Here is a 25,803-nt window from a genome sequence, read left to right on the forward strand (position 1 = left end):
GCGTCGATGGCGCTAGCATATATCCGCGTCGAAGATCCAAGCTGCGGGGAAATGCATTGAAAGGCCAGTCCGACCGAGTGGTTCGACAGATTGTCATCGTCGGTGGTGGCACCGCAGGCTGGATGACCGCTGCCGCGCTTGCCCGCAAGCTGTCCGGAACCAGAGCGAATATCCGCCTGATTGAATCCGCCGAAATCGGTACCGTTGGCGTGGGCGAGGCGACGTTGCCGCAAATTCGCGAATTCAACCGGATGCTGGATATTGATGAAGCCGATCTGATGGCGCAGACCAGCGCGACGATCAAATTGGGTATCGAGTTTCGCGACTGGGGCAAGGCGGGGGATCATTATGTCCATCCCTTTGGTGTGCATGGCGAGCCAATCGGCCCCGTCGATTTTCATCACCACTGGGTCAGGGAAAATGCCCGGGGACGGGCGGAGGATTTTGGCAGCTATTGCCTTGCTATCGAGGCGGCGCGCCATCAGCGGTTTGATTTGCCGCCGGAAAATCCGGCGTCGTTATTGCACGCCTATACATATGCCTTCCAGTTTGACGCCAGCCTCTACGCCGCCTTTCTTGCGGACTATGCGACAGCGCGCGGTGTTGACCGGATCGAGGGCAAGGTCATCGCGGTCGACAGCGATGGCGAGACCGGCTTCATCCAGTCAGTCATGCTGGAGTCCGGACAGCAGATATCCGGCGAGCTGTTCATCGACTGTTCCGGCTTTCGCGGGCTATTGATCGAACAGGAAATGGCGACCGGCTTTGCAGACTGGAGCGACTATCTGCCGTGCAACCGGGCCTTTGCGGTGCCGTGCAAAATTGCCGATCCTGTGGGACCTTTTACACGCTCTACTGCGCGTTCTGCCGGATGGCAGTGGCGGATCCCGTTGCAGCACAGGATCGGCAACGGCCATGTCTATTGCGACCGCTATATCAGCGATCAGGACGCGGTCGACTTGCTGATGAAGAATCTCGAGGGCGACCCGATTGCCGAACCCAAGCAGCTGTTTTTCAGGACCGGCAAGCGCGAAAAATTGTGGAACCGAAATTGCGTGGCGATCGGGCTGTCCGGCGGCTTTCTCGAGCCGCTTGAATCGACCAGCATCGATCTGATCCAGAGCGGTATATTGAACCTGATCGCGCTCTTCCCGGAGAAGCAGTGCGCAGCGTCGGATGTTGACGAATATAACCGGTTGATGGATCTGGAATATGATCGCGTCCGTGACTTTCTGATGCTGCATTATGTGCTCAACCAGCGCGACGAACCGTTCTGGCGGGACATGCGGGAGATGGAATGGCCGACTAGTCTGGGCGAGAAGATAGAGGCTTTCAAACGGCGCGGGATTGTTCCGCAATATGATCACGGTCTGTTTCAGCCGGCGAGCTGGCTCTCCGTATTCATCGGCCAAAATCTGTTGCCCGAGACCTGTGACCCAAGGGTCGATGCGATATCTGTTGCTGATCGTACCAACCAGCTCGAACATATCCGGAGAACGATAGATAATAGAGTCGGGCAGATGAGCGGTCATCTGGCATTTCTCGAGAAATATCGGGCTACCTATTCCGGCGCAGCGGAAGATGCAGCGTGAGCGGCCTTGCACAGCGGGTCAGGCGGATCGCCATTTGCGGCAAGAGTCACGAATTATGGCCGGTCGCGACGCAGATCGCGAACGATTTGCCCGCAGGTATCGAGCTAGTGCTTGTGGAAGACGGTGGGTCTGTTGCACCGGCGGCTGTCGCTGTTCGTCTGGATGACCCGTTTTTCGCGTATATGGGGATTAGCGCCGAAAAACTGGCGACGGCAGATAGCGCGCTTTTCTCTCTCGGCGCCGAATTGCGGGATTGGCAGGGTGAAGGAAGCGGGTTTTTCCTGACCGGTTCAGGGAGCCTGCCCGCTATCGACGATGTGGCCATTCACCAGATCATGTTGCGTGCCGCCATGTCCTATGATCAGCCGGAGCGGCTGTCCTATCTTTATCAGCCGTTTCGTTTGCCAGCGCGGGCGATGGAAGTAGGAAAATTTGCGTTTCAATCCGCTGATCCCCGCTCACCGCTGAGCATGCTGCGTCCGGTCATCCAGATGGATCGCGCGCATTATACGGCATTGCTCAAAGACAATGCCGGTTCCGGGCCGATGAAGATTGTGGATGCAAGGCCAAAGGTCGTGCAAACATCGCCGGATGGCGGGCCGATAGACCGGATCGAACTGGACAATGGAGAGACGGTCGAGGCCGACCTGTATATCGATGCGTCCGGAGCGATCAGCCGGTTGATCGGCGGGTCTTTTCTTTCCGACTGGCGGTCGGTTTCCGAGGGATTCTCCTTTGATCGCATCGGGTCGGCCCGGGTCACCGATCCACCGGCAGGGCCAGCTAGCCACACCGTGGTTCAGGCGATCAAGGGCGGACTGATGATCACCACGCCGCTGCGAGACCGATCAATCGGGCAATTTATCTATGCATCGGACCTTTTGACCGGCGAAGAGGAAAAATATCTCGTCGGGCCCGAAGCGGAGGTTGCGTCGTTTGAACCGGGATATATCGATAAGCCCTGGCTTGGCAATTTGCTGAGAATGGGTAGTGCATCGGCGCGCTTCGGACCGTTTCTCTCGGCTGACATGACATTATTGCAGCGTCAGGCGATGATATTGGCGGATCACCTGCCGACGCGTCTCGACATGACGGTCGAGGCAAGGGAATATAATCGGCGCCATCTGATAGCGGCGGAACAGTTGCGTGATTTCATGTTGCTGCCATTCGCGCTCAACCGCCGGGAAGACCTGCCGTGGTCCGATATTGGGGAAAGAAAAATACCCGAAAGCCTGGTCCGGAGAATTGACCAGTTTCGCAGCAGAGGGCGGGTCGTCGTTTATGATGGTGAAATCTTTGACGAACAGAGCTGGATAGATATTATGATCGGATTTGGTGTCGTGCCGGAACGCTGCGATCCGCTGGCGCAGGGGCTTGATATGACCATCATGGCGCGCCGATTAAAAAGCCTCGCGGGCGCCTTTGACCGCTCGCTTCTGGAAATGGGGCCCTGTGACGGCGCCGTCGGCAATCTCGACATGAACGTGCCGTGACAGGCTAGTCTGCCAGTTCCACCTGCCGGACATCATAGCCGGACTTGTTGAGGTCGGCGATCAGGCCTTCGAGTTGCTCGCGATCCTTGGCTTCGCACTCGATATCGGTGATCAGCCCTTTTGCCGGCAAGTTGGTAAACACGCGCTGGTGATAGATTTCGATGATATTGACCTCATGGTCGGCGAATTGCCTCACGACATTGTAGAGCGCGCCGGGCTGATCGCGGAGATGCAGGCGGAGACGCGCGAGACGGCCCGACCTGGCGAGGTCGCGCAACAGGACATTGGCGAGCAGGCGGGTGTCGATATTGCCGCCGCAGAGTACAAGACCGACTTTCTCGCCCTTGAACTTTTCCTTGTTTCCCAAGAGTGCGGCCAGTCCCGCAGCTCCTGCGCCTTCGACGACGGTTTTCTCGATTTGCAGCAGCAGGCTTACCGCGCCTTCCAGCTGCGCTTCGCTGACCAGCAGGATTTCGTCCATATGCTTCTGGATGATCGCGGCGGTGAATTCGGAGGGATTACGGACCGCGATGCCTTCCGCCAAAGTATCGCCACCGGCGGTAACGGTCTTGCCGGTCAGTCTGCCATACATGCTTGGATAAAGCGCGGCTTGCACGCCGGTCATCTTGATCTCCGGCCTGATTGCGCGGGCTGCGGTGGCCATACCGGAGAATAATCCGCCGCCGCCGATCGGAATGATCAGCCGGTCGAGATCGGGCACGGCTTCGAGCATCTCGACCGCAACCGTTCCCTGACCGGCCGCGACATGCGGATCATCAAAGGCGTGGATATAGGTGAGGCCGCGTTGCTCGGCCAGCGTCATTGCGTGGGCATAGGCTTCGTCATAGCTGCTGCCGAAAATCACGATTTCGGCGCCATGGCCGCGGGTCTGTTCGACCTTCACCATCGGCGTGGTGCTGGGCATCACGATGGTCGCCGGGATGCCCAGGTTCCTGGCGTTATAGGCAAGCCCCTGAGCGTGATTGCCGGCAGAGGCGGCGATAACCCCGGCCTTGCGTTTGCTCTCGTCCATCAGCAGCAGCGCATTGAGCGCGCCGCGTTCCTTGTAGGCAGCTGTAAATTGCAGATTCTCGAATTTGAGAAATACTTCTGCGCCGCTAAGCTGGGAAAGGGTGATGCTTTTCAGCGTCGGCGTATTGACGACCCGGCCTTTGATCCGGTCGTGCGCTGCTTTCACATCCTCGAAGTCGAAGGTGGGAAGGGCGGATGGCTGCATATCATTCATATCGCCTGAGGCCCTAACGCATCTGGTCATCGAGGGAAACAATGATTATGGCCATGAAAGGGGATAAAGGAATCTATGGCGAAAATTGCATTTATCGGGATCGGCGTGATGGGCGGGCCCATGGCGGGTCATCTGGTCAAGGCCGGGCACGAACTGACGGTCTATAACCGGACGCGGTCCAAGGCCGAGGCATGGGTGGCCGAATATGGCGGCTCACTGGCCGAAAATCCGGCGGTTGCAGCACGGGACAAGCAGATCGTGATCACTTGTGTCGGCAATGATGACGACCTTTCCTCGGTCACCATGGGGCGTGACGGCGCCTTTTCGACGATGGCGTCGGGCGCCCTGTTCATTGACCATACGACGGTGTCGGCGCGGATCGCCCGCCAGCTGTCGGTCGAAGCGGAGGGGCGCGGAATCCATGTGGTTGATGCTCCGGTTTCGGGCGGTCAGGCCGGTGCCGAAAATGGCAAATTGTCGATCATGTGCGGCGGCAGCAAGGAAGCCTTCGCGGCGGCCGAGCTGATCATGGATGCTTATGCCGGGCGGATCGTTCATGTCGGACGGACTGGCGCAGGACAGACGACGAAGATGTGCAACCAGATCGCGATTGCCGGTGTCCTCGAAGGGCTGTCCGAGGCGCTGCGCTTTGCCCAGGCCAGCCAGCTTGATCTGGACAAGGTCCATGAAGCGATCTCCGGCGGAGCGGCGCAGAGCTGGCAGATGGACAATCGCTGGGCGACGATGGCGCAGGACAAGTTCGATTTCGGCTTTGCCGTCGACTGGATGCGCAAGGATCTCGGACTGGCGCTCGAGGAGGCGCGGACCAACGGCGCGGCTCTTCCGGTGGCGGCGCTGGTCGACCAGTTTTATGCCGAAGTGCAGGCCGCAGGGGGCGGACGCAATGACACGAGCTCACTGGTTTCGCGTCTTCCCAAAAGAAAATAATCCAAGGAAATTGATATGGACGGTTGGCTGAAAAATTGTGGCACAGCGTTGGGTGCGATGGCTGCGGCGGTTTTTCTGACGCCCGCGCCGGCTCTTGCCGACAGCCTGATCGAGAATGTCAACGGGATGACGCTCGACAGCGAAGGAAAGGTCATCCGTTTCGCGGCGATGGTCATCGATGATGACGGCAAGGTAAAACAGTTGCTCGACCGCCGTGACAAGCGTCCGCGCGAGGTCGACTTCCAGTTCGATGGCAAGGGCCAGACGGTGATCCCTGGATTTTTCGATGCCCATGGTCATGTCATGGGCATGGGCTTTGGCGCACTGACGCTGGACCTGTCCGATACCAGTTCGCTGGCCGAAGCGCTCGCCAAGATCTCTCAATATGCAGCCGACAATCCGGGGCGGCAATGGATCATCGGCAATGGCTGGAATCAGGAGGCCTGGGGGCTGGGCCGATTTCCAACCGCTGCAGAGCTCGACGCGGTGGTTGCCGACCGTCCGGTGTTTCTGTCCCGCGTCGATGGCCATGCAGTCTGGGTCAATGGAGCGGCGATGGCGGCAGCCGGCATTTCATCCGCGACCAAATCACCCGGCGGCGGCAGTATCGAAAAGAGCGGCGGCAAACCGACCGGTATATTCGTCGATACAGCGATGGATTTGTTCGACGCCGCAATTCCTGCCCCCAAGCCGGTCGACCGCGACGTCGCCCTGAGCAAGGCGCAGGACATATTGCTGGCCAGCGGGGTCACTTCGATTGCCGACATGGGGACGACGATGCAGGACTGGCAGAGTTTCCGCAGGGCGGGAGACAAGGGCCGGTTGAAGGTGCGGATCATCTCTTATGCGGCCGAGATCGAGAATATGATCGCGATTGCCGGCCCAGGGCCGTCACCCTGGCTGTATGACGATCATCTCAGGCTTGCCGGGGTCAAGCTCTATATCGATGGCGCTCTGGGGTCACGCGGCGCCCTGCTCAAGAAGCCTTATGCCGACAAGGCGGGGGAAAGCGGATTGGCGATGCTGAGCTCGGCACAGCTGAAGAACAAGATGAGCCGGGCAGCGATGGACGGTTTCCAGACCGCCGTCCATGCGATCGGTGACCAGGCCAATGACGATATATTGTCGGCCATCGAGGAACTGAGATATACGTACAAGGGCGACCGGAGATGGCGGGTCGAGCATGCGCAGATCGTCGATCCGGCCGATATCGGCCGTTTCGCTGCCACCGGCACCATCGCCTCGATGCAGCCGGTGCACCAGACGTCCGACCGGCTGATGGCGGAAGCGCGTCTGGGGACGGATCGTCTGGTTGGGGCTTATGCATGGCAATCGTTGCTTGCGTCGGGTGCGAAGCTTGCGTTCGGCACGGACGTGCCGGTGGAATCGCCCAATCCTTTCGCTGGCCTGGCCGCTGCGATGACCCGCGAGGATGCCGCAGGGCAGCCGTTCGGAGGGTGGATGCCGAAGGAGAAGCTGAGCCGAGAGCAAGCCTGGAACGCCTATACCAACGGCGCCGCATATGCCGCTTTTGCCGAAGATCGCCTCGGCAGTCTGCAACCCGGGAGAAGGGCGGACTTTCTGATCATTGACCAGGATATCCTGCTGGCGACACCCGAACAGATTCGCAATGCACAGGTGCTGCAGACCTGGATCGCCGGTCGGCCAGCATTTGTCCGGAGCAGGTAGGACGGGGCTAAGCGGTTTGTTATCGGGTTGACCGGAGAAAATTATTCTGGGTTTTGCGGTTGTTAAGAATCGCAAATTGCTATAAATAGTTTTTCAGAAGGGATGGATGTAAAGATAACCCTTCAAGAAGCAGTGGGGCGCAAGAGAGTCCCGATGTGGACTTTCTCTCTTTGTTAAATACCTATTGGAGCATTATTATGAATCTCGGTAAACTAACGGCTGCTATCTCGGTAGCTTCTTTGGCTGTTGCACCTGTGGCAGCCCAGGCAGCTAACAGCGTTGCGCCAGCGGTAGAACGCATCGGTGCGACCTCGACTTCTTCGGAAGAACTTGAAGGCGGAAACGGCATCCTGATTGCTCTGCTCGCAGCAGCAGCAGTAATTGCCGGCATCATCATCATCGCTGATGATGATGATCCAACAAGCCCCTGAGGTTTGACAAATCAATTTGAAAACGGGGCGATTTTCGCCCCGTTTTTTTTGGTCTCGGTCCGGATTAATGTCGAAAATCTTGGTAAACCACCTTTTCATTTTCTCCCCTGCATTGCATATTGCCCCTGTCGACTCTGAACCATTTGAGAAAAGGCTGGCATTGTGACTGCACCCGTTCGCTTTCCACGATTTTTCGTAACCAATCCCAGCCCGTGCCCCTATTTGCCCGGCAAAAGCGAGCGCAAGGTCTTTACCGAGCTCAATGGCCCGCACACCGAGGAATTGAACGACGCGCTCGGGCGGATCGGATTCCGCCGCAGCCAGAATGTCGCCTATCGTCCCAGCTGTCTGGATTGCAAAGCTTGCGTTTCGGTCCGGGTGCTGGCTGACGAATTCCGGCCGAGCAGCACCCAGAGAAAATTGATCCGGCGCAATCAGGACCTCGTTGTCGAAGCCTGCGAACCCTGGGCCACCGACGAACAATATCAACTGCTGCAAAAATATCTGGCAAAACGGCATCCCGGCGGCGGCATGGCGGAGATGGACGAGATGGACTATAGCGACATGGTCGAGCAATCGCCGGTCAAAAGCTTTGTCATCGAATATCGCGAGCCAACCCAGGACGGCAGCAAGGGGCGTCTGGTCGGTGCCTGCCTGACCGATCAGCAAGGCGATGGCCTGTCGATGATCTACAGCTTCTTCGATGCCGAGCATGGAGAACGGGCCGGACTCGGCAACTATATTATCATGGATCACATCATGCGCGCCAGGAAGGCCGGATTGCCCTATGTCTATCTTGGCTATTGGGTCGATGGGTCACCGCAGATGGAATACAAGGTCCGCTATCGCCCTATCGAGCGACTGGGCCCGGATGGCTGGAGCCGATTTGACCCGACCGCCTTGCTCAAGCTGCAATAGCCGAGTTAATTCCGTCGAACTGAATCCAGAGCAATAGGCCAGAAAAAAGGCCTGCCAATCGAACCGGATTGGCAGGCCTTTTTCTTTCTGTCAGCCTATCAGTCGTACATGCAGCGCGCCTGCTGGCATCCCTTCAACGGGGCAGCTTTCGGCGCTGGCTTCCACGTTTTCTTGGCGGCAGGTTTCCACCGCTTCTTGTGGGCCGGTTTTGCATATACCACTTCCTCTTCGACATAGGTCGTTGTGGTTGTGGTGGTAACCGGCGCGGACTGTATGACGATCGTCGTCACCATCGGCTGTGCCTGCGGATAATAATAAGCCTGACCATATTGTCCGTTCCAGCCGCTCGGATAGGTGGGATGGCTCTGCGGCGGTTGCTGGTGATGATAGCGGACCGGCGGATGAGCGGGGTAGCGTCGACCGTCATGCTGCTGGTCATAGCCATATTGCTTGAGCAGCTTGCGGCAGCGATCGGTTCCCTGATCTATTGCCGCTCCTGCCACCGCGCCAAGGCCGCCGCCGATAAGCGATCCGCCCAGTCGGTTGCCGCGACCCGCGATACGGTTGCCGGCGAGCGCTCCGATCGCTCCGCCAACGACAACGCCGCCGATGCCGCTGCTTTTCTTGCACCGTTCGAGATAGGCCAGCTCTTCAGAGCGCGGATCGTCGTAACCGCGATTATCCGGATAGGGTTCATGATGCCGGGGTGGCGGATTCTGCGCTTGGCCGGATCCCCAATGCGGGGTCATCCCGCCATCACCGATGAACGTGCCGGAATATTCGCCTTCATAGATACGGCCTTCGGCATCCCGATAGGTGCCTTGCCAGTCTCCCTGATAGCTGCCGTCTTCCTGATAGGCGCCCTGCCAGTCGCCCTGATAGGTCGAGCGCGCGTCATTATAGGCGGATGGTGTGGATACGACACGGTCATCGTCGTAAAATACTGCAGGATCATAGGTCGCCTGACCGGCGCGATAACCGTCCTGATAGCCCTGATTATAACGATCCCAGTCGAGATTGTAGCGCGCGTCTTGAACCACACCATAGCGGTCGGTCAGTACGGCGTCGTCATAATAGCGCGACCAGCCGTAGCCGACATTGGGCTGGGACAGCCCGTAATAGCCGAAATTCCCGATAAAATAGCTGGGCTGAACATAGGTTTGCGGAAGGCGGAAGCCGCGATGGGGCTTGCGATAGCCCTGACCATAGCCCACGCGGCCCTGGCGAACGTAGCTGCCACCGTGACTGCGGCTGTTCATGCGATGGTTGCTGCCCACGTTTTTCATGCGGCGCATGTTCTTTGCGTGGTGCATGTTACCCATGTTCTTCATCTGGCGCATATTGCCCCTGTTCGGCATGGTTTTGGCCCCGGATGCGGGGTTGGCCAGTGCTGCCGAAGAAGCAAAGGAGAGGTCGATGAGAGAATTCGAGGTGTCGTCCGACACCGAGTCGACAGCGGCATATGCCGATGCTGGCGCCATCGCGAAAACACCGGCAATGCCAGCAAGTAAAAGGGTCTTCATGGTTAACAACTCCCTAGTTTCGGGCATGCACCGAGCATGTCCGACCGAATATTGGTTAACGTTCATTTACCATTTTTCGGGCGCTTTGGCCATTAGGGGGTTGTAAAATAGAGTAGATTTACGCCGTTGTATCGAAATGGGGCACACTGGTTACCGTGTGGTTAACCAAGATTATCGGCAATTGCGTCGATCAGTTTGACCAGACCGCTCTCGTCTTCCGGGTCGAAATGGTCGGGCAGGGGGCTGTCGAGGTCGAGCACGGCAATCACGCTCCCGTTTTTCATCACCGGTATCACCAGCTCGCTGCGGCTTTCGGCATCGCAGGCAATATGTCCGGGGAATGCGTGCACATCTGCCACCCGCTGGACAAGGCCCGAGGCCGCCGCAGCGCCGCATACGCCGGAACCAATGGCAATCCTGATACAGGCCGTCTTGCCCTGGAAGGGACCGAGTAACAACTCGTTATCGATGACCCGATAGAAGCCGGCCCAGTTTAGACCGGGGACATATTGCCAGATCAAAGCCGCGACATTGGCCATATTGGCAATCGCGTCCGGTTCGCCGTCCACCAGAGCGGCAGCGAAGGATGTCAGTTCGGCATATAGTGCCGCCTTCGGTTGATCTTTGTCGATCGCAATTTCCAACATGGGGGAGTCGTCCGCCTTTCCTTTTAATCTTCGGCTTCCGGTTTTTTGACCGGATCATATTTGGCAAACCAGCCCATGATATTGTCGACCTTGGCGATTAGCTGGCTCGGCCTGCGAGCAATAAGGTGGGACGCACCGGGCACTCTTACAAGCACCGTATCGACTTTCTGGACCTTGAGCGCGGTATAGAATTGTTCGGCTTCCCAGGCGGGTGTCCGCCAGTCTGCTTCGCCGACCATGACCATCGTCGGCGTCTTCACGTTATTGACGATGGAAAGCGGCGAACGGCGCCAATATTCCTCCGGTTGCTCCCAGGGCTGGGCGCGGAACCAGTGGCGGCTGACGAAGCGGGCGATATCACCGGCCAGTGCCATGCTGGTCCAGTTGATTACCGGCTTGATCGTTGCCGCCGCTGCGAAGCGATCGGTTTTTCCGACGGCCCATGCGGTCAGCACCCCGCCGCCCGATCCGCCGGTGATGAACAGCCGGTCCTTGCTGACGTAATTTTTGGCGATCAGGGCGTCGACGACGCTCATCAGGTCGTCATGATCATTGCCGGGGTAATTCAGATCGATCAGCTGCGCAAAATCTTCGCCATATCCGGTCGAACCTCGTGGATTGGCATAGACCGTGACATAGCCTTGTGCAGCATAGCGTTGAATTTCAGCGGAAAAATAAGGACCATACATGGTCGCCGGGCCGCCATGAATTTCCAATATCATCGGAAAGCTGCCGTCGGGGCGAAAATTCGGGGGCAGGGCAACCCACGCTTCTATTTCTCTGCCGTCGTGGCTCGACGAAATCTTGATCTCCTCGATCCGGGCTAGGTCCAGATGGCCAAGTGCATCGTCGTTCAGACGGGTCAATTGGCGGCCGTCTCGCCCGCCCCGGCTGATCGCGACTTCGGCGGGGCGATTGGTGCTGCCCTTGGTATAGGCAATGATCGGCGAACTTCCGCCGGCATTGCTGGCAACCGAAAAACTGCCGGCGGCATAAGGACGACCGAGCGATGTGCCGCCAATATCCTCGACCAGAGTGCGAACATTGCCGGACAGATCGATCGAGACCAAAGTCAATATACCCTCGACCTCGACCTGACCGATCAGTGCCTTGCCGTCTGGTCGCCATGCGATATTGTCGACCGAGCGGTCATAATTGACCGTCAGATTTGTTGCGCCGCCGCCGTCGGATCCCATCAGATAGACATTATTCTGTTGGTAGGATCTGAGCTCGTCGTCATATCCGAGATAGGCGATACGCGCGCCATTGGGGGCAATTTTGGGCGCGAAATCGGGGCCGTCGCGCTGGGTCAGCGGGGTGACAGCCTCGCTGGACAGGTCCACGCGGTATATTTCGCTTTCGATGGGATCGAGATCAGCGTCTTCGGCTTCGTTGCCGGTGACCAGCAACGCGCCGTTGCCCAGCCATTGCGGGCTATCAAAGCCATTTTTCCCGTCGGTCACCTGCCGCGGCGTGCCGCCCTCGGTGCCGAGGACGAATATCTGGGTTTTGCCCTTGGGCAGATAGCCGGCGCCGTCAAAGCGGAACACGAGATCATCGACAACCCGGACCGGCTTTGCCCATTCGGCCCCCTCAGGGCTTTTTGGCGGCTTGGCAAAACCTGGACGCTCATCGGGTACCAACATGGTGAAAGCGATGCTCTTGCCATCCGGGGACCAGACCGGCGCGCCCGGGCTCTGTTCCAACTGCGCGAGTGAAAAGCTGTCGCCCGTGTCCTTGAAACGCAGACGCAGTTCCTGTTTGCCGTTGTTCGACGCCATATAGATCAGGCGGTCGCCGCTCGGGGACCAGCGGACAGAGCTGCTGGAGCCTTGGCCGCTTACCAGTGGCCGGTGGGTGCCCTCGCGGGTGTCGATTGACCATAGATCGCTGACGACCTGATCGACGAACTTGTCCATCGACTTGCGGGCGTAGACTATGGTGCTGCCGTCCGGCGATATTTGCGGATCATCGGCATATTCCAGATCGAACACGCGTTCTGCAGTAAAGCGCCGGCTGTCGTCGGCGTCGGAGGCGAAAGCGGCGGTCGCCAAGGATGGCAGGCTGCAGATGGCGAGCAAATAACGCGTTTTCATCGAAATCCCCTAAATTCTCTACATTTCTTATGCGGAAAAACACCGCTTTGCCAACCGCAAACAACGGGTTTGGCCGGCTCGAATTTCAGGCTATGATATATATGACTCAGTCGAGCCCCGGTTTTCCACGCATCTTTTTGACGTTGGATTTCTTTTTCTTGGTGTCGACCCGACGGGCCTTGGCGGCTTTGCTCGGCCGGGTTTTGATCCGGCGGGCGTCGCGTTCGTAGGCCAGTTCGATCATTTCGCTAACCCGCCGCCGTGCTTCGGCCCGGTTGGCTTCGCGGGTCCGGTAGGCGCGGACGGTCATGATCAGTTCGCCTCCGCTTGTCATCTTTCGGCCCGCGAGCGTCTTCAACTTGCGGAAGGCATAAGGCTCCAGTCCCAGAGCGTAGATATTGACGCGCATCTGGACTGCGGTCGCCACCTTGTTGACATTTTGCCCGCCGGGACCGCTGGCGGCAAGAAAAGTCTCGGTGATCGCGCTTTCGGGTAATTCAACCATTTGCCGTTCCTAGCGCGATGAGCGCCATCGCGACAGGACTTGTTAACCGGGGATGAGCTTTGCTGTATATTGTCGGTCGCTTTGATGCCGATATGGCGCACAATTCGATCTGGTTCGCTCGAAAATGACGAATTTTGATCCAAGATTGGCAAAAAGTTAATTTTTTTTCCGGCGGGGCCGAGAGTCCTGAAACGACTCATTCCTGCGGGTTTCAGAGTCATTGACATGCCCGCGACTCATGCTGAATCCTGCGTTAGGGGAAAATTAACCTTTTACGTTCATTGATCTTATGGTTAATAAATGATCCATCGGGTCGGCACAGTGGTCGATCTGGAGCGAGTAATTAAGAAAAGGGGCTGCCTCATGCGCGTGCTGCTGATTGAAGACGAACCAACGACCGCAAAAGCGATTGAGCTGATGCTGACAACCGAAGGTTTCAACGTTTACACCACAGACCTGGGCGAAGAGGGGCTCGATCTCGGCAAGCTCTATGATTATGACATCATATTGCTCGATCTCAACCTGCCAGACATGCATGGATATGATGTCCTCAAAAAGCTGCGTGTTGCGAAAGTACAGACACCGGTGCTCATCCTTTCCGGAATCAGCGAAATGGACAGCAAGGTCCGTTCCTTTGGTTTTGGTGCCGATGACTATGTTACCAAGCCATTCCATCGCGACGAACTGGTTGCCCGCATTCATGCGGTTGTTCGCCGTTCGAAAGGCCATTCGCAGAGCGTTATCCGGACCGGCAAGCTGGCGGTTAACCTGGATGCCAAAACCGTCGAAGTCGATGGCAATCGTGTCCATCTGACCGGCAAGGAATATGCGATGCTCGAACTGCTGTCGCTGCGCAAGGGAACCACCCTGACCAAGGAGATGTTCCTCAACCATCTCTATGGCGGGATGGACGAACCGGAACTCAAGATCATCGACGTGTTTATTTGCAAGCTCCGCAAAAAGCTGGCTCTGGCCTGCGGCGGAGACAATTATATCGAGACGGTCTGGGGCCGCGGCTATGTTCTGCGTGATATGGAAGAAGAAACCGCGCCAACCGCACAAGTTGCCTAGAAGACAGAATTACTACCCAGAACTGGCCTGACTGTTGGGCCTCAAATCGGTGGAGCCATGCTGGTTCCGCCGATTTTTTTATGTGCTGGTGTCGAGATACCAGCGTTCGGAGCCTTGCAGCGCCAGCGCGGTCAGCTTTTCCGAATAATAGGCGCCGGTGTCGATGCCGATGCGGGTGCCCGTTTCCACGACATCGTCATTGATCGTGTGGCCATAGACGATGACTTTTTCATGGGCTTCCGAAGCGGAAAGAAAATCCTCGCGGATCCAGCGCAGGTCTTTCTGGCGCTGTTCCGACAGCGGAACGCCGGGGCGGATTCCGGCGTGGACAAATGCATAGTCGCCGACAATGATCTGGTCCTCGAAACCCGAGATAAAATCGACATGTTCCCTGGGAAACAGTTCCGGAATGCGCAGGGCCAGTTGCGTCATATCCAGTTCCATATATTCCTTCATTGTAATGTCGTAACTCAATATCGTCTCGCGCCCGCCAATCCGGTTGAAAAACCGCACGGATTTTTCGTCACCGGAGGCTGCCGCGAGATAGACTTCTTCGTGATTGCCCATCAGGAAACGGACGTTTCCGAGTGTCTCCCTGGCTTGCATCGCGGTGTCGATAACCCCGGCGCTGTCCGGTCCCCGGTCCACCAGATCGCCGAGAAAGATTATTTCACTCTCGACTGCACCACGTTCGCCATCATCCTTGACGATCTTGTCCAGCAACCGCTGTAAAAGGTCATTGCGGCCATGGACATCGCCAATCGCGTATACCCTTCGCCCGTCGGGGATGGTCGCGCTGTCGAGCGGCCGAGATGGCTTGTTCTTGCGTAAGAAACGTTTCAACATGATGCTAAGAAATCTGTCCTGAGAAACGAAGTTTCAAGGGTGGTTCGATATATTTCTGTTCCAGGCGGTTTTATAGCCCGCAATGACCTGAACCGTTGCTGAAAATCGTCAGCTTTCGACGGTGAAGCTCAGGCCGGCTTTGTCCTCCAGCCGTTTGACCAGCTTCTTGCCCATCAATGCGCCGGGGGTCCAGACGCCACCGCCACCGGTGATCTTGTCCTGGGCGAGGCAAAGCGCGGATTCGGCGATCATCTTGCTGGTCGAGCCGTAACCGGGGTCCTTGTCGCCCTTGACGCAGAGGCTTGCGGTGTCGCCGTCGGCGGTCTCTCCGAGGAACAGGAGATCATAATATCCATTTTCCCGCTGTTCCTTGGTCGGTCCTTCGCCCGGCTTGGGCGCATCGCTGTCACCGAAAGGATTGGCCTTGGCGACCATTTCAGCGGCCTGCTTGCCGAGATCACCCGGGCTGGTGACAACCATTTCGTCATATTTGAAATCTTCACCATAGGTAAAGTCGAGCAGCACATTGGTCCGGTGGACATTCTTGGTGTTGATCGGTGCCATGATGAATGGCGCGACCCAGCTGTCGATCGTCTTGTCATATTTCGGGATCAGCATATTGGGCTGGTCCGGTCCTTCAAAACCGGGAGTCAGACCGAAACTGCTCGCGAGGACTTTGACGAGACCGGGATTTTTGGCGATCGCCTTCATCGTTTCCTTGAGGCTGGCAGCGGTGCCGCCCGAGAACGTGCCTTCCATCGCGCGAACCCGGCCGCGAACGCGGGTCGCCGGCTTGCCGAAGCGCTTTTGCATGTCTTTCTGAAGCATCAGCACGCCGAGGTCGAAGGGGATGGAGTCAAAACCGCAAGAAAAACAGATCTGTGCGCCGGACTTTTCAGCCGCATCCTGATGCTTGTCGATCATTTCGCGCATCCATCCGGGCTCGCCGCACAGGTCGACATAATGGGTGCCGTTCTTGACACAGGCGGCGACCAGTTCGTCGCCGTATAGTTGATAGGGACCGACTGTGGTCAGCACGACCTTGGTGCGGCTCGCCATCATGTCGATCGATGCGGCATCATCGGAATCGGCGACGACCAGCGGTGTGTCCTTGGGCGCACCGATGAGGTCACGGACCTCTTCCAGCTTGTCGAGGCTTCGTCCTGCCATTGCCCATTTCGGGGCGTCCTTGCCGACACCATATTGCTGCGCCATATATTCGGCGACCAGGCGACCGGTATAGCCGGTTGAACCATAGATGATGACATCAAATTCGCGTGTATCGGACATGGCGAGCGCTCCTGCAGATTGTTTAATCGGTGGGTTAATTTCTGTATCTATGGCCTAGAGCTTGGCCAGAGTCACACCTTTTTGCCGCATATATTTGCCAGAACGGTCGGCATAGCTGGTCTCGCAAGGCTCGTTGCCCTTGAGGAACAGGAACTGGCAGGCGCCTTCGTTGGCATAGATTTTGGCGGGCAGGGGGCTGGTGTTGGAAAATTCCAGGGTCACATGGCCTTCCCATTCGGGTTCCAGCGGCGTGACGTTGACGATGATCCCGCAACGGGCATAGGTCGACTTGCCGAGGCAGATGACCAGCACGTCGCGCGGAATCCGGAAATATTCGACGGTCCGGGCGAGCGCGAAGCTGTTGGGGGGAATGATGCAGCAGTCGGTCTTGCGGTCGACGAAGCTGTTCTCGGCAAAATTCTTCGGATCGACGACGGCGTTGTTCACGTTGGTGAAAATCTTGAACTCGTCCGACACCCGCGCGTCATATCCGTAGGATGACAGGCCGTAGCTGATGCATCCCTCGCGCTTCTGGGCTTCGACAAAAGGTTCGATCATGCCGGAATGTTTCGCTTCGTTGCGGATCCAGCGGTCGGATAATATGCTCATATCAAATTCCTGTTGATGATCATGGTCGCACTACGTTCCAGTTAATCGGGCCGTCAACCCCGCTGATCCGGCGCATGTCGGAAGCGCGCCACATCACCCAGGGCTTGGTGGCATAGTCGGGCGGGAAAAAATTGGCTTCGAGCCAGAAGGTCCGGTCCATGCCGCTGCTGATATTGTACATTTCCTCGAACTCGCGCGATACCGCGAGAATGGCGGGTTTTTCGCTATGGGCCTCGATCTGGTTGAGAAACATGTTCAGCTCGCTGAGCACAAGCGCGCGGCCGGGGCGGTCGCCGCACCCATTGTCAAAGGCGAGGCGGACCGCGGGCGGCAACATATTGTCACCGCGCGGGACGGTGGTGACAAACATCGTCGCCTGATCCGTTGCCAGACGGCAAAGCGAATAATTGTGGAGTGCGCCATAGCGGATTCCCGATTCCCGTGCGCCTTCGATATTGGCGGCAAATCTCGCATCACGCTTTTCGGCGCCGCTGGTCGCCTGGATATAGGCGAAATCGACGCCGGTTGCGCCGGCGACATGCCAGATGATCTCGCCATGGCTCTGGTCGACGGATATGCCCTGCACCGGATATTGGTCGCGAGCCGGTGCCCAGCTGACCGCAATATTGCGCAGAATGAAGGCGATTACGAGCAGTACCACGGCAATCGTGGCAAGGCTGATCAGTGTTTTTCTAATGTCTCGGTCGGCCACCCTGTTTCCCTGATACGCAGCGGAGGAATTACTCAATTCTTGATATGCAAAACGCAGATCAATGTGAAGAGCCGCCGCGCGGTCTTGAAGTCAACCTCGATCTTGCCCTCCAGTCGCTCGACCAGAAGTTCCGCGCCCTGATCATGAACGCCGCGCCGCGCCATGTCGATGGTTTCGATTTCGGCAGCGCTGGCTTTGCGGATCGCCTGATAATAGCTGTCGCAAATGGCAAAATAATCGCGGATCGGACGGCGAAACCGGCCCAGCGCAAGGATCAGTGTTTCCAGCGGTTCGCCATTTTCGCGTCCGATGGAAATCACCAGCCGGCCTTCCTCGACGCTGAGCTGGAGCTGATAGGGGCCAGCATAGCCGTCGTCATGCGGTTTGAGCGGCTTGAAATAATTCTCCTCGATCAGGTCGAAGATCGCGATCCGTCGCTCCTGTTCGATATCGGCATTGCGCCACAGGATTGTGGCCTCGTCGAGTTCAACGGATATGATGCGCGGATCGGACATTGCGCCCTGTTGCCGCAGCGCCGGTCTCAGGACAAGGGTTTTTGCAGTGCAGCATGAAGGCGGAGGTTTTTTCCACAGGACTGTCCCCCGAACTTTACGAAATTTTTCGCCGGCCCCCTTGCCCTGAATCGATTCAGGGTCAATGAAGCGCCATGGCCGAATTAATGCGTTTCCAAAATGATGAGCATGAAGAGCAGCGCCTGCCGCGCAATGTCGAGGCAGAGGCGACTTTTCTCGGCGCGCTGCTGATCGACAACCGAGTCGCAGAAGATGTGCAGATCCGGCTGCGACCGGAGCATTTTTACGAACCGCTGCATGGCCGGATTTACGAGCAGGCACTCAAGCTGCTCGACAAGAATATGGTCGCTACTCCGGTTACCCTGAAGCCTTATTTCGAGTCGGACGAAGCGATGCGGGCGCTGGGCGGTCCATCCTATCTCGCGAAACTGACCGGGGACGGCGCCGGACTGATCGGTGCTCGCGATTTTGCCAACCAGATTTACGATCTCGCCTTGCTGCGCGAACTGGTCAGCGTCGGGCGGACCCTGGTCGAAAGCGCGCTCGACACCAGCGAGACGGTCGACCCGAAAGAGCAGATCGAGGAAGCGGAAACCGCCCTCTACCGCGTTTCCGAAGGCGAAGCGCAAGAGGGGGGCGTCAGCTCGTTCCTGCAGGCATCGACCGAGGCCCTGACCAATGTCGAGCGGGCTTTCAACAGTGGCGGCAAGGTTTCGGGTATCACTACTGGTCTGAGCGACGTGAACGCGAAAATGGGCGGCCTGCACCGAAGCGATCTGCTGATCCTGGCGGGGCGTCCGGGCATGGGCAAGACCTCGCTCGCGACCAATATCGCGTTCAATGCGGCGCACCGCTATCTCCGTGACATGGAAGACGGGATCGCACCGGCAGATTCGCTGGGCGCAAAAACGGTATTTTTCAGCCTGGAAATGTCGGCGGATCAGCTGGCCACCAGAATCCTGTCCGAACAGGCGGAAATCAGTTCGGAAAAACTGCGGATGGGCGCGATCAGTCGCGACGACATGCACCGTCTGGCGCTGGCTTCACGGGAATTGCAGGATCTGCCGCTGTTCATCGATGATACGCCGGCGCTGACCATTGCGGCATTGCGGACCCGCGCCCGGCGGTTGCAGCGGCGCCAGGGCATCGGGCTGATCGTTGTCGATTATCTCCAGCTGCTGCAGGGCTCTGGCCGGGCCAATGACAACCGGGTCAACGAAATCTCTGAAATCAGCCGTGGCCTGAAGACGCTGGCGAAAGAGCTGCAAGTGCCGGTGATAGCACTGTCGCAATTGAGTCGGCAGGTGGAAAGTCGCGAGGACAAGCGGCCACAGCTTTCCGATCTGCGCGAATCCGGTTCGATCGAGCAGGATGCCGATATCGTCATGTTCATTTTCCGCGACGAATATTATCATCTCGCGATCAGGCCGGACCAGCCCGACGGCAATTCGACGCCGGAACAGATTGCCAAATATTCTGCATGGGAAGCCGATCACCAGAGCAAGGTCAACAAGGCGACCGTGATCGTCGCGAAGAACCGGCAGGGTTCGACCGGCAATATCAACCTCAGCTTTATCGCCGAATTCACAAAATTTGGCGATCTGGCTCCAGAAGACATGCCGGAGGAATATTAGAGCGGCTTTGTTTCATTAGCATATCGTGCCGGTGACCGGATTGCCGAACGCCTGGCAGGGGAAAGGGGGATAGCATCAAGGAAATCTGGATGCGTATCATCATATTGCCACCTATTTCGCTCTTCCTGTTCGTCGGTATCGCTATCGGTGTCGACACCTGGCAATTTCGTAACAACAGCGCAGCCGGGACCGCAGAGATAATATCGCTGCGGGGAGAGCAAAAGAGCACATCAGGCTCGGACGGTCCTTCGAGAGATTATGTCACATATTACCCGACGGTTCGCTTCACGACCGGTCAGGGGATGGAATATGAAATGGAAACGACGCAAGGCCTTCAGCCGCCGATAGCCGCAATTGGCGACCGCGTACCCGTTCGCTATTCTGTCAACGGCAATCGAGCGCAGGTTCGGCTTGAATTTGGCGCCTGGTGGGATTGGCTTCTCGCTGGCTCGATCACGATTATCAGCTTGGTCTTTTTCCTGTGCGCATTGTTTCTGACCAAGCGCGATGTTCCGGAAATCTGACGAATGAACTGGTGATGCGGGCGGGTCGCCCGCCAAGCTGCGATCAGAAAATCGGATCGTTGGCTCCGCTATCATCCGCATCGGGCAATGGCGTCACATCTTCGTGAATACCGCATTCGGACTTGTCCCAGCCTCTCCAGCGACCCGCGCGGGGGTCTTCGCCGGGCTTTACCTTCGAGGTGCAGGGCGCGCAGCCGACCGAGAGATAGCCTTCGGCCTCGAGCGGGTGGCGCGGCAGGTCATGCTCTTCGAAATAGGCTTCGAGATCATCCTTGATCCAGTCGCCGAGCGGATTGATCTTCAGGCGGCCATCGTCGATCTCGAAGCGCGGGATATTGTTGCGAGTCACCGACTGGAATGCCTTGCGTCCGGAAATCCAGCTGTTGAGACCGGCCTTTGCACGGGCCAGCGGCTCGACCTTGCGGATTTCACAGCAGCCGTCGGGATCATAGGACCAGCGCAGTCCGTTTTCGTCCTTCTCGGCCAGCACGGCGGCCGAGGGCTCGACAACATTGCTGTTCTTGATGCCCAGGGTCCGGACCAGTGTGTCACGATATTCCAGCGTCTCCGGAAACATCTTGAGCGTATCGACAAAGGTAACCGGAATGGTCGGGTCGACCGCCGCGACCAGGTGGAGCAGGACCGCGCTCTCGGTGCCGAAGGATGATACGACAGCGACTTCACCCAGCTGGCGTTCGTCGAACAATGTCTTGAGCATTTCGGACGTACCTATGCCTTCGAAACGCTGGTTCAGCGCATCCGCATCGGCCTGGGTGAAATCCGGGCGAACATCGATCGTGTCGATTTTGCGTGCTGGTTCACCCATGGCGATGTCTCCATATTGGTACGCGCTGGTCGGAGGTTGCCTGATAGACATGCTCAAAGCGCTTGAAGGCTTCTTCCATCCTTTGCGGGTTGATCGGTGAATTGGGCGCGAAGGCGTCAAAGCCGCACCGCCGCATGTGCGAGATCTGGTCGAGCAGAACATCGCCGCTGGCGCGCAATTCACCGGCATAGCCGGATTCGCGCAATATTTGCGCCGCCGAATAGCCGCGGCCATCGCCGAACGCGGGGAAATCGATTTCGATCAGCGACACGCGGTCGAGATAGGGCAGCAGCAGGCGCGCATCCTCGCCCGCCTCTATGCGGACGGCAGTGGCATTGGACTGGTCCAGAAAGGAGTCGAGCGAAACCGCCGGTTCTTCATGGACTTCGTCATCGCGTAAACGGATTGCTTCAACCATAGATAGCCTCCTTGAACCGCGCCATGCCGACACGGCGATAGGTGTCGATGAACCGCTCACCCTCCTCGCGCTGTTCGAGATAGAGATCGGTCACTGTTTCGATAGCGTCGATTACGCCGTCTTCGGTAAAACCGGGGCCGGTAATCTTGGCCAGACTGGCGTCTTCCGCACCCGAACCGCCGAGCAGAAGCTGGTAGTTTTCGGTGCCTTTCCGGTCGACACCCAATATGCCGATATGCCCGGCATGATGGTGACCGCAGGCGTTGATGCAGCCGGAAATCTTGAGCTTCAGTTCGCCCAGTTCCCGCTGACGACCAAGGTCCGCGAAACGTTCGCTGATCTTCTGGGCGAGGGGGATGGAGCGGGCGTTGGCCAGGCTGCAATAATCGAGACCGGGGCAGGCGATGCTGTCGGTGATCAGGTCGAGATTGGCGGGAGCCAGGCCGGCTTCGTCCAGTTTCTGCCACATCGCGTAGAGATTGCTCTTCCTGACATGGGGCAGCACGATATTCTGGCTGTGGGTGACGCGCAGTTCGTCGAAACTATATTGTTCGGCCAGCTCCGCCATCAGATCGATCTGGGCGGACGATGCGTCGCCCGGAATGCCCCCGCGCGGTTTCAGGCTGATCGTGGCAATCGCATAGCCGGGCTGCTTGTGCGCGGAGATATTCTGGTCGACCCACAAGGCAAAGTCCGGATCGGACAGGTCGAGATCATCGCTGGCCTGCGTGTCAAATGGCGGGTCCTGGAAAAATTCACTGATCCGCGCCAGTTCCTCGACCGGTGGATTGAGGCCCAGCTGCTTCATATGGGCGAATTCTTCTTCGACCTGGCGGGTATATTCCTCCTTGCCGAGTTCGTGGACGAGGATCTTGATCCGCGCCTTATATTTATTGTCGCGCCGGCCGTAGCGGTTGTACACGCGCAGGCAGGCTTCGGCATAGCTGATCAATTCGTCCGCCGGGACAAAGTCGCGGATTTCAGGGGCGATCATCGGGGTCCGGCCCATGCCGCCGCCGACAAAGAATTTCGCGCCCAGTTCGCCGGCATCATTATGCACCAGCTGGATACCGATATCGTGCAGGCGCATGGCCGCGCGGTCGGTGTCGCTGGCGATAACGGCAAATTTGAACTTGCGCGGCAGATAGGAAAATTCGGGGTGGAAGCTCGACCATTGCCGCAGGATTTCTGCCCACGGGCGCGGATCGGCAATTTCATCGGCGGTCGCGCCGGCGAACTGGTCGGACGAGATATTGCGGATGCAATTGCCGCTGGTCTGGATCGCGTGCATTTCAACCGATGCGAGATCGGCGAGAATGTCCGGCGCGTCTTCCAGCTTGATCCAGTTATACTGAATATTCTGGCGGGTGGTGAAGTGGCCGTAGTCGCGGTCATATTTGCGCGCGATATGGCCGAGCATCCGCATCTGCTTGCTGCTCAACGTGCCATAGGGAACCGCAACGCGCAGCATATAGGCATGGAGTTGCAGATAGAGGCCGTTCATCAGGCGCAGCGGCTTGAACTGGTCTTCGGTCAGATCACCGGCGATGCGCCGGTCAACCTGATCGCGAAACTCTTCAACGCGTGCGTCGACCATTTTCTGGTCATATTGGTCATATTGATACATATTAGATCACCCATTCGGCGGCGTCGGGATCCGCCGGTTTCAATGTCAGGTCGGGACGAACCGTGGGGCCGAGTGCCCGCACGCGGTCCTTGATGTGACCGGGCCTCGGACCGTCTTCGGTCTGCTCGGCGTCGATAATATAGGGCGAGTTGACGCGGCGGGCGGCTTCTTCCCGGTGGAGGATCGCTTCGCCCTGATCGCCGACATCCGCGGCATCCTTGACAAGCCGCGACCAGTCGAGGCCGGTCCACCAGATGACGTCGCCGGTCTTGAGGTCATTTCCGGTCAATATTTTCATGCGACAACTCCCGCCATTTGAGCAAATTCCCGAAACTTGTCTTCGGCGTCGCCATATCGCGCGACTTCTCCGACGACGAGCAATGCGGGGCTACGAATATCTTCGCGGCGGACAAGATCGCCAAGGTCGGTCAGCAATGTCCGGAGCGCACGGAAATTGTCGCGCGTACCATTTTCGAGCACAGCTACCGGAAGATCGGGTGCGGCGCCGTCGGCGATCAGCTTTTCGACGATCGCTTCGGCATTGGCCACGCCCATATAGATGACCAGGGTCCGGCCCTTGCCTGCCAGACCGGACCAGTTCTGGTCGGAAAGGCCCTTGCACTGGCCAGCGACGAAGGAAACGGCGCTGGAGGCGTCACGGTGGGTTAGCGGCATCCGCGCCTGTGCGGCGCAGCCGAGCGCGGCGCTGATGCCGGGAACGACTTCCACAGCAACGCCCGCGGCGATGCAATCGTCCGCCTCTTCGCCGCCGCGTCCGAAAATGAAGGGGTCACCGCCCTTGAGGCGAACGACCAGGTGGCCCTTGCCCGCTTCGCTTACGAGGATGTTGTTGATCTGGTCCTGGGACACGCTGTGCATGGACCGTTTCTTGGCCACCGAAATGCGGCGCGCTGCGGGTGAGGAAAGAGCGAGTATCTCGCGGCTGACCAGACCGTCATGGACGATCACGTCGGCGGTCTCCAGCAGTCTTGCGGCTTTCAGGGTCAGCAGATCGGGGTCACCGGGACCGGCGCCGACCAGATAGACTTTGCCCGCCTGTGCGGTCTTTTGTGGGATATTTTCCATGCAAGCGATATGCCTGCATCGACCGGATTGTTCAAAACAGAAGTTTTTGGGGACGCCTAAGCTAAGCTATTTTGCGTGTGCCCGTTGCTTGTGGTCGACATTTCACTCGTCTTTGAGGCCGATGCCGATCGAGGCCTTGAGTTGCTCTGCTTCCAGGGAAACGACCGGATAGGCGCAATAATCGGCGGCATAATAAGCGCTGGGCCGGTGGTTGCCCGACAATCCAATACCGCCAAAGGGCGCTTCGGAAGAAGCGCCGACTGTCATCTTGTTCCAGTTCACGATACCGGCGCGGCTGTTGGACCAATATTGGTCATATTGCTGTGCGGTTCCGCCGATTAGCGCGGAGGACAGCCCGTAGCGGGTATTGTTTGCCTCGGCGATGGCTTCTTCGAAGTCGTTGACCCGGATGACCTGTAAAATCGGTCCGAACAATTCGATATCCGGCCGTTCGGGAAGATCGGTCACGTCGATGATGCCTGGGGTCAGGAAGGGGCGGCCTTCAATCGGTCGCGCCATATGTTTGATCGGCTTGCCACCATGGCTCATCAGGGCGAGAAAACTCTCGGTCAGGCCGTCCGCGGTTTCATTGTCGATAACCGGGCCCATGAAGGGGGCAGGGCTGGCAAAGGGTTCGTCAATGATCAGGCGATCGGCGATTCGCTTCACTTCGCGAACGATCCCGTCATAGATCGTGTCTTTGACGATCAGACGGCTCGCGGCCGAGCAACGCTGTCCCGCGGTCAGGAAAGCGGATTGTACGATCAGGATGGCGGCGCTGTGCGTGTCCTGGGTATCCCAGGCAATGATCGGGTTGTTACCACCCATTTCCAGCGCCAGAATCTTGTCGGGCCGGGAGGCGAACTGGCGGTTGAGCGCGATTCCGGTGCGGGCCGATCCGGTGAACAAAACACCATCCAGATCGTCGTTGGCGGTCAGCTGCTTGCCGGTTTCCGGACCGCCGTGCAAAATATTGACCACGCCGGGCGGCATGCCGATCTTGGTGAATGCATCAACGAGATACTGGCCTACCGCGGGTGTCTTCTCGGACGGTTTGAATATGATTGTGTTGCCCGCAATCAGGGCGGGAACAATATGTCCATTGGGCAAATGGGCCGGGAAATTATAGGGGCCAAGCACGGCAAGTACGCCGTGCGGCTTATGTCGCAAGGCCGCTCGCATATTGGGCTGGCTTGGTAATTGCCGTTGCGGGGTCCGCTCGGCAAAAGCTTTTACCGAAATATCGATTTTCTTGACCACTGAATCGACTTCGGTCCGGGATTCCCAGATCGGTTTGCCGGTTTCGCGTGAAATGAGTTCGGCTAGCTCGTCGCCATGGGAACGGATGCGATTTGCATAGCGCCGGACGACCTCGATGCGCTTGACGACCGCCATGGAGGCCCAGCCGGGCCATGCTTCGCGCGCCCGGGCAACCGCTGCATCCGCGTCTCCACTGGTGCCGGTCCACAAAGTAGCTCCGGTTGCTGGTTCGGTCGATATCAGGTCGGTCAAAATTGCCTCGGTTTTCTAAGCTTATCT

Annotated in this window: 25 protein-coding genes; 9 read left to right on the forward strand and 16 right to left on the reverse strand. The window is 58.0% G+C overall.

All coding sequences use genetic code 11. The features are described 5' to 3' along the window. Window positions 1–77 precede the first annotated feature (77 nt). Window positions 78–1,592: a tryptophan halogenase family protein gene (locus tag HUO14_RS04450; RefSeq protein WP_343046050.1), complete on the forward strand. Its 1,515-nt coding sequence runs from the start codon at window positions 78–80 to the stop codon at window positions 1,590–1,592. Continuing rightward, entirely contained in the window at window positions 1,589–3,085 is a 1,497-nt protein-coding gene (locus HUO14_RS04455; RefSeq protein WP_176278639.1) for a tryptophan 7-halogenase, read from the forward strand. The genes HUO14_RS04450 and HUO14_RS04455 overlap by 4 nt, the downstream gene beginning before the upstream one ends. Window positions 3,086–3,089: 4 nt before the next feature. Here HUO14_RS04455 and HUO14_RS04460 read toward each other — a convergent pair whose 3' ends face one another. Continuing rightward, window positions 3,090–4,331 carry a threonine ammonia-lyase gene (locus HUO14_RS04460; RefSeq protein ID WP_176278640.1) on the reverse strand — a complete coding sequence of 414 codons (1,242 nt, stop codon included), beginning with the start codon at window positions 4,329–4,331 and terminating at the stop codon, window positions 3,090–3,092. Window positions 4,332–4,406: 75 nt separating this feature from the next. On the opposite strand from HUO14_RS04460, the gene HUO14_RS04465 reads away from it, so the two are divergent. The 4 genes from HUO14_RS04465 to HUO14_RS04480 all read left to right on the forward strand — a co-directional run bounded on the left by HUO14_RS04465 (window position 4,407) and on the right by HUO14_RS04480 (window position 8,317). Then, window positions 4,407–5,279 (forward strand): NAD(P)-dependent oxidoreductase, encoded by an 873-nt coding sequence (locus tag HUO14_RS04465; protein WP_176278641.1) that lies wholly within the window; start codon window positions 4,407–4,409, stop codon window positions 5,277–5,279. A gap of 15 nt (window positions 5,280–5,294) precedes the next feature. Continuing rightward, window positions 5,295–6,968: an amidohydrolase gene (locus HUO14_RS04470; RefSeq protein ID WP_176278642.1), complete on the forward strand. Its 1,674-nt coding sequence runs from the start codon at window positions 5,295–5,297 to the stop codon at window positions 6,966–6,968. Window positions 6,969–7,123: 155 nt separating this feature from the next. Next, window positions 7,124–7,399 (forward strand): hypothetical protein, encoded by a 276-nt coding sequence (locus HUO14_RS04475; RefSeq protein ID WP_343046051.1) that lies wholly within the window; start codon window positions 7,124–7,126, stop codon window positions 7,397–7,399. Between the two features lie 162 nt (window positions 7,400–7,561). Next, complete coding sequence (locus HUO14_RS04480; RefSeq protein WP_176278643.1) at window positions 7,562–8,317, forward strand: arginyltransferase; 756 nt, start codon at window positions 7,562–7,564, stop codon at window positions 8,315–8,317. Window positions 8,318–8,415: 98 nt separating this feature from the next. On the opposite strand, the gene HUO14_RS16250 is transcribed toward HUO14_RS04480, so the two are convergent. The 4 genes from HUO14_RS16250 to arfB form a co-directional block, all read right to left on the reverse strand. Further along, window positions 8,416–9,840 (reverse strand): RcnB family protein, encoded by a 1,425-nt coding sequence (locus HUO14_RS16250; RefSeq protein WP_246255229.1) that lies wholly within the window; start codon window positions 9,838–9,840, stop codon window positions 8,416–8,418. A 161-nt stretch (window positions 9,841–10,001) separates the two neighbouring features. Next, complete coding sequence (locus HUO14_RS04490; RefSeq protein ID WP_176278644.1) at window positions 10,002–10,487, reverse strand: GAF domain-containing protein; 486 nt, start codon at window positions 10,485–10,487, stop codon at window positions 10,002–10,004. A 23-nt stretch (window positions 10,488–10,510) separates the two neighbouring features. Beyond that, window positions 10,511–12,583: a S9 family peptidase gene (locus HUO14_RS04495; protein WP_176278645.1), complete on the reverse strand. Its 2,073-nt coding sequence runs from the start codon at window positions 12,581–12,583 to the stop codon at window positions 10,511–10,513. A 106-nt stretch (window positions 12,584–12,689) separates the two neighbouring features. Beyond that, a complete protein-coding gene (gene arfB, locus HUO14_RS04500; RefSeq protein ID WP_176278646.1) occupies window positions 12,690–13,088 on the reverse strand; it encodes an alternative ribosome rescue aminoacyl-tRNA hydrolase ArfB in 399 nt (132 codons plus the stop codon). 363 nt (window positions 13,089–13,451) lie between these two features. Between arfB and ctrA the strand changes: the two genes are divergently transcribed. Beyond that, window positions 13,452–14,159, forward strand: coding sequence for a response regulator transcription factor CtrA (ctrA, locus tag HUO14_RS04505; protein ID WP_176278647.1), 708 nt, complete (start codon window positions 13,452–13,454; stop codon window positions 14,157–14,159). Between the two features lie 78 nt (window positions 14,160–14,237). On the opposite strand, the gene HUO14_RS04510 is transcribed toward ctrA, so the two are convergent. The 5 genes from HUO14_RS04510 to HUO14_RS04530 all read right to left on the reverse strand — a co-directional run bounded on the left by HUO14_RS04510 (window position 14,238) and on the right by HUO14_RS04530 (window position 18,131). Next, window positions 14,238–15,005, reverse strand: a complete 768-nt coding sequence (locus HUO14_RS04510) for a metallophosphoesterase family protein (RefSeq protein WP_176278648.1) — start codon at window positions 15,003–15,005, stop codon at window positions 14,238–14,240. Between the two features lie 108 nt (window positions 15,006–15,113). Next, window positions 15,114–16,295: a saccharopine dehydrogenase family protein gene (locus HUO14_RS04515; protein WP_176278649.1), complete on the reverse strand. Its 1,182-nt coding sequence runs from the start codon at window positions 16,293–16,295 to the stop codon at window positions 15,114–15,116. Window positions 16,296–16,349: 54 nt separating this feature from the next. After that, window positions 16,350–16,904: a dCTP deaminase gene (dcd, locus tag HUO14_RS04520; RefSeq protein WP_176278650.1), complete on the reverse strand. Its 555-nt coding sequence runs from the start codon at window positions 16,902–16,904 to the stop codon at window positions 16,350–16,352. A 19-nt stretch (window positions 16,905–16,923) separates the two neighbouring features. Further along, window positions 16,924–17,616 carry a glycoside hydrolase family 25 protein gene (locus tag HUO14_RS04525; RefSeq protein WP_343046052.1) on the reverse strand — a complete coding sequence of 231 codons (693 nt, stop codon included), beginning with the start codon at window positions 17,614–17,616 and terminating at the stop codon, window positions 16,924–16,926. Window positions 17,617–17,648: 32 nt separating this feature from the next. Further along, window positions 17,649–18,131 (reverse strand): UPF0262 family protein, encoded by a 483-nt coding sequence (locus tag HUO14_RS04530; RefSeq protein ID WP_176278651.1) that lies wholly within the window; start codon window positions 18,129–18,131, stop codon window positions 17,649–17,651. Between the two features lie 152 nt (window positions 18,132–18,283). Between HUO14_RS04530 and HUO14_RS04535 the strand changes: the two genes are divergently transcribed. Both HUO14_RS04535 and HUO14_RS04540 read left to right on the forward strand, forming a co-directional pair. After that, a complete protein-coding gene (locus HUO14_RS04535) occupies window positions 18,284–19,783 on the forward strand; it encodes a replicative DNA helicase (protein ID WP_176278652.1) in 1,500 nt (499 codons plus the stop codon). Between the two features lie 89 nt (window positions 19,784–19,872). Then, window positions 19,873–20,307, forward strand: coding sequence for a DUF3592 domain-containing protein (locus HUO14_RS04540; protein WP_176278653.1), 435 nt, complete (start codon window positions 19,873–19,875; stop codon window positions 20,305–20,307). A 43-nt stretch (window positions 20,308–20,350) separates the two neighbouring features. On the opposite strand, the gene HUO14_RS04545 is transcribed toward HUO14_RS04540, so the two are convergent. The 6 genes from HUO14_RS04545 to astD form a co-directional block, all read right to left on the reverse strand. Further along, window positions 20,351–21,133, reverse strand: coding sequence for a phosphoadenylyl-sulfate reductase (locus HUO14_RS04545; protein ID WP_176278654.1), 783 nt, complete (start codon window positions 21,131–21,133; stop codon window positions 20,351–20,353). Beyond that, complete coding sequence (locus HUO14_RS04550; RefSeq protein ID WP_176278655.1) at window positions 21,126–21,551, reverse strand: DUF934 domain-containing protein; 426 nt, start codon at window positions 21,549–21,551, stop codon at window positions 21,126–21,128. Before HUO14_RS04550 ends, HUO14_RS04545 begins: the two co-directional genes overlap by 8 nt. Further along, window positions 21,544–23,178 (reverse strand): nitrite/sulfite reductase, encoded by a 1,635-nt coding sequence (locus tag HUO14_RS04555; RefSeq protein WP_176278656.1) that lies wholly within the window; start codon window positions 23,176–23,178, stop codon window positions 21,544–21,546. Before HUO14_RS04555 ends, HUO14_RS04550 begins: the two co-directional genes overlap by 8 nt. A gap of 1 nt (window position 23,179) precedes the next feature. Then, window positions 23,180–23,476, reverse strand: a complete 297-nt coding sequence (locus HUO14_RS04560; protein WP_176278657.1) for a DUF2849 domain-containing protein — start codon at window positions 23,474–23,476, stop codon at window positions 23,180–23,182. Further along, entirely contained in the window at window positions 23,473–24,264 is a 792-nt protein-coding gene (gene cobA / locus HUO14_RS04565) for a uroporphyrinogen-III C-methyltransferase (protein WP_176278658.1), read from the reverse strand. The genes HUO14_RS04560 and cobA overlap by 4 nt, the downstream gene beginning before the upstream one ends. 102 nt (window positions 24,265–24,366) lie before the next feature. Beyond that, complete coding sequence (gene astD, locus HUO14_RS04570; RefSeq protein WP_176278785.1) at window positions 24,367–25,779, reverse strand: succinylglutamate-semialdehyde dehydrogenase; 1,413 nt, start codon at window positions 25,777–25,779, stop codon at window positions 24,367–24,369. Between the last annotated feature and the right edge of the window lie 24 nt (window positions 25,780–25,803).

This window comes from Parasphingorhabdus flavimaris (assembly GCF_013371215.1).
In the GTDB taxonomy this organism is placed as follows: Bacteria; Pseudomonadota; Alphaproteobacteria; order Sphingomonadales; family Sphingomonadaceae; genus Parasphingorhabdus; species Parasphingorhabdus flavimaris.

Coding starts and splice junctions, on each gene's coding strand:
- ctrA (WP_176278647.1), top strand. CDS start 13,452: ATGCGCGTGCTGCTGATTGAAGACGAACCAACGACCGCAAAAGCGATT.
- HUO14_RS04550 (WP_176278655.1), bottom strand. CDS start 21,551: ATGGTTGAAGCAATCCGTTTACGCGATGACGAAGTCCATGAAGAACCG.
- HUO14_RS04510 (WP_176278648.1), bottom strand. CDS start 15,005: ATGTTGAAACGTTTCTTACGCAAGAACAAGCCATCTCGGCCGCTCGAC.
- HUO14_RS04535 (WP_176278652.1), top strand. CDS start 18,284: ATGGCCGAATTAATGCGTTTCCAAAATGATGAGCATGAAGAGCAGCGC.
- HUO14_RS04560 (WP_176278657.1), bottom strand. CDS start 23,476: ATGAAAATATTGACCGGAAATGACCTCAAGACCGGCGACGTCATCTGG.
- HUO14_RS04555 (WP_176278656.1), bottom strand. CDS start 23,178: ATGTATCAATATGACCAATATGACCAGAAAATGGTCGACGCACGCGTT.
- HUO14_RS16250 (WP_246255229.1), bottom strand. CDS start 9,840: ATGAAGACCCTTTTACTTGCTGGCATTGCCGGTGTTTTCGCGATGGCG.
- HUO14_RS04530 (WP_176278651.1), bottom strand. CDS start 18,131: ATGTCCGATCCGCGCATCATATCCGTTGAACTCGACGAGGCCACAATC.
- HUO14_RS04545 (WP_176278654.1), bottom strand. CDS start 21,133: ATGGGTGAACCAGCACGCAAAATCGACACGATCGATGTTCGCCCGGAT.
- HUO14_RS04490 (WP_176278644.1), bottom strand. CDS start 10,487: ATGTTGGAAATTGCGATCGACAAAGATCAACCGAAGGCGGCACTATAT.
- HUO14_RS04540 (WP_176278653.1), top strand. CDS start 19,873: ATGCGTATCATCATATTGCCACCTATTTCGCTCTTCCTGTTCGTCGGT.
- HUO14_RS04460 (WP_176278640.1), bottom strand. CDS start 4,331: ATGAATGATATGCAGCCATCCGCCCTTCCCACCTTCGACTTCGAGGAT.
- cobA (WP_176278658.1), bottom strand. CDS start 24,264: ATGGAAAATATCCCACAAAAGACCGCACAGGCGGGCAAAGTCTATCTG.
- HUO14_RS04470 (WP_176278642.1), top strand. CDS start 5,295: ATGGACGGTTGGCTGAAAAATTGTGGCACAGCGTTGGGTGCGATGGCT.
- dcd (WP_176278650.1), bottom strand. CDS start 16,904: ATGAGCATATTATCCGACCGCTGGATCCGCAACGAAGCGAAACATTCC.
- HUO14_RS04495 (WP_176278645.1), bottom strand. CDS start 12,583: ATGAAAACGCGTTATTTGCTCGCCATCTGCAGCCTGCCATCCTTGGCG.
- HUO14_RS04515 (WP_176278649.1), bottom strand. CDS start 16,295: ATGTCCGATACACGCGAATTTGATGTCATCATCTATGGTTCAACCGGC.
- arfB (WP_176278646.1), bottom strand. CDS start 13,088: ATGGTTGAATTACCCGAAAGCGCGATCACCGAGACTTTTCTTGCCGCC.
- HUO14_RS04465 (WP_176278641.1), top strand. CDS start 4,407: ATGGCGAAAATTGCATTTATCGGGATCGGCGTGATGGGCGGGCCCATG.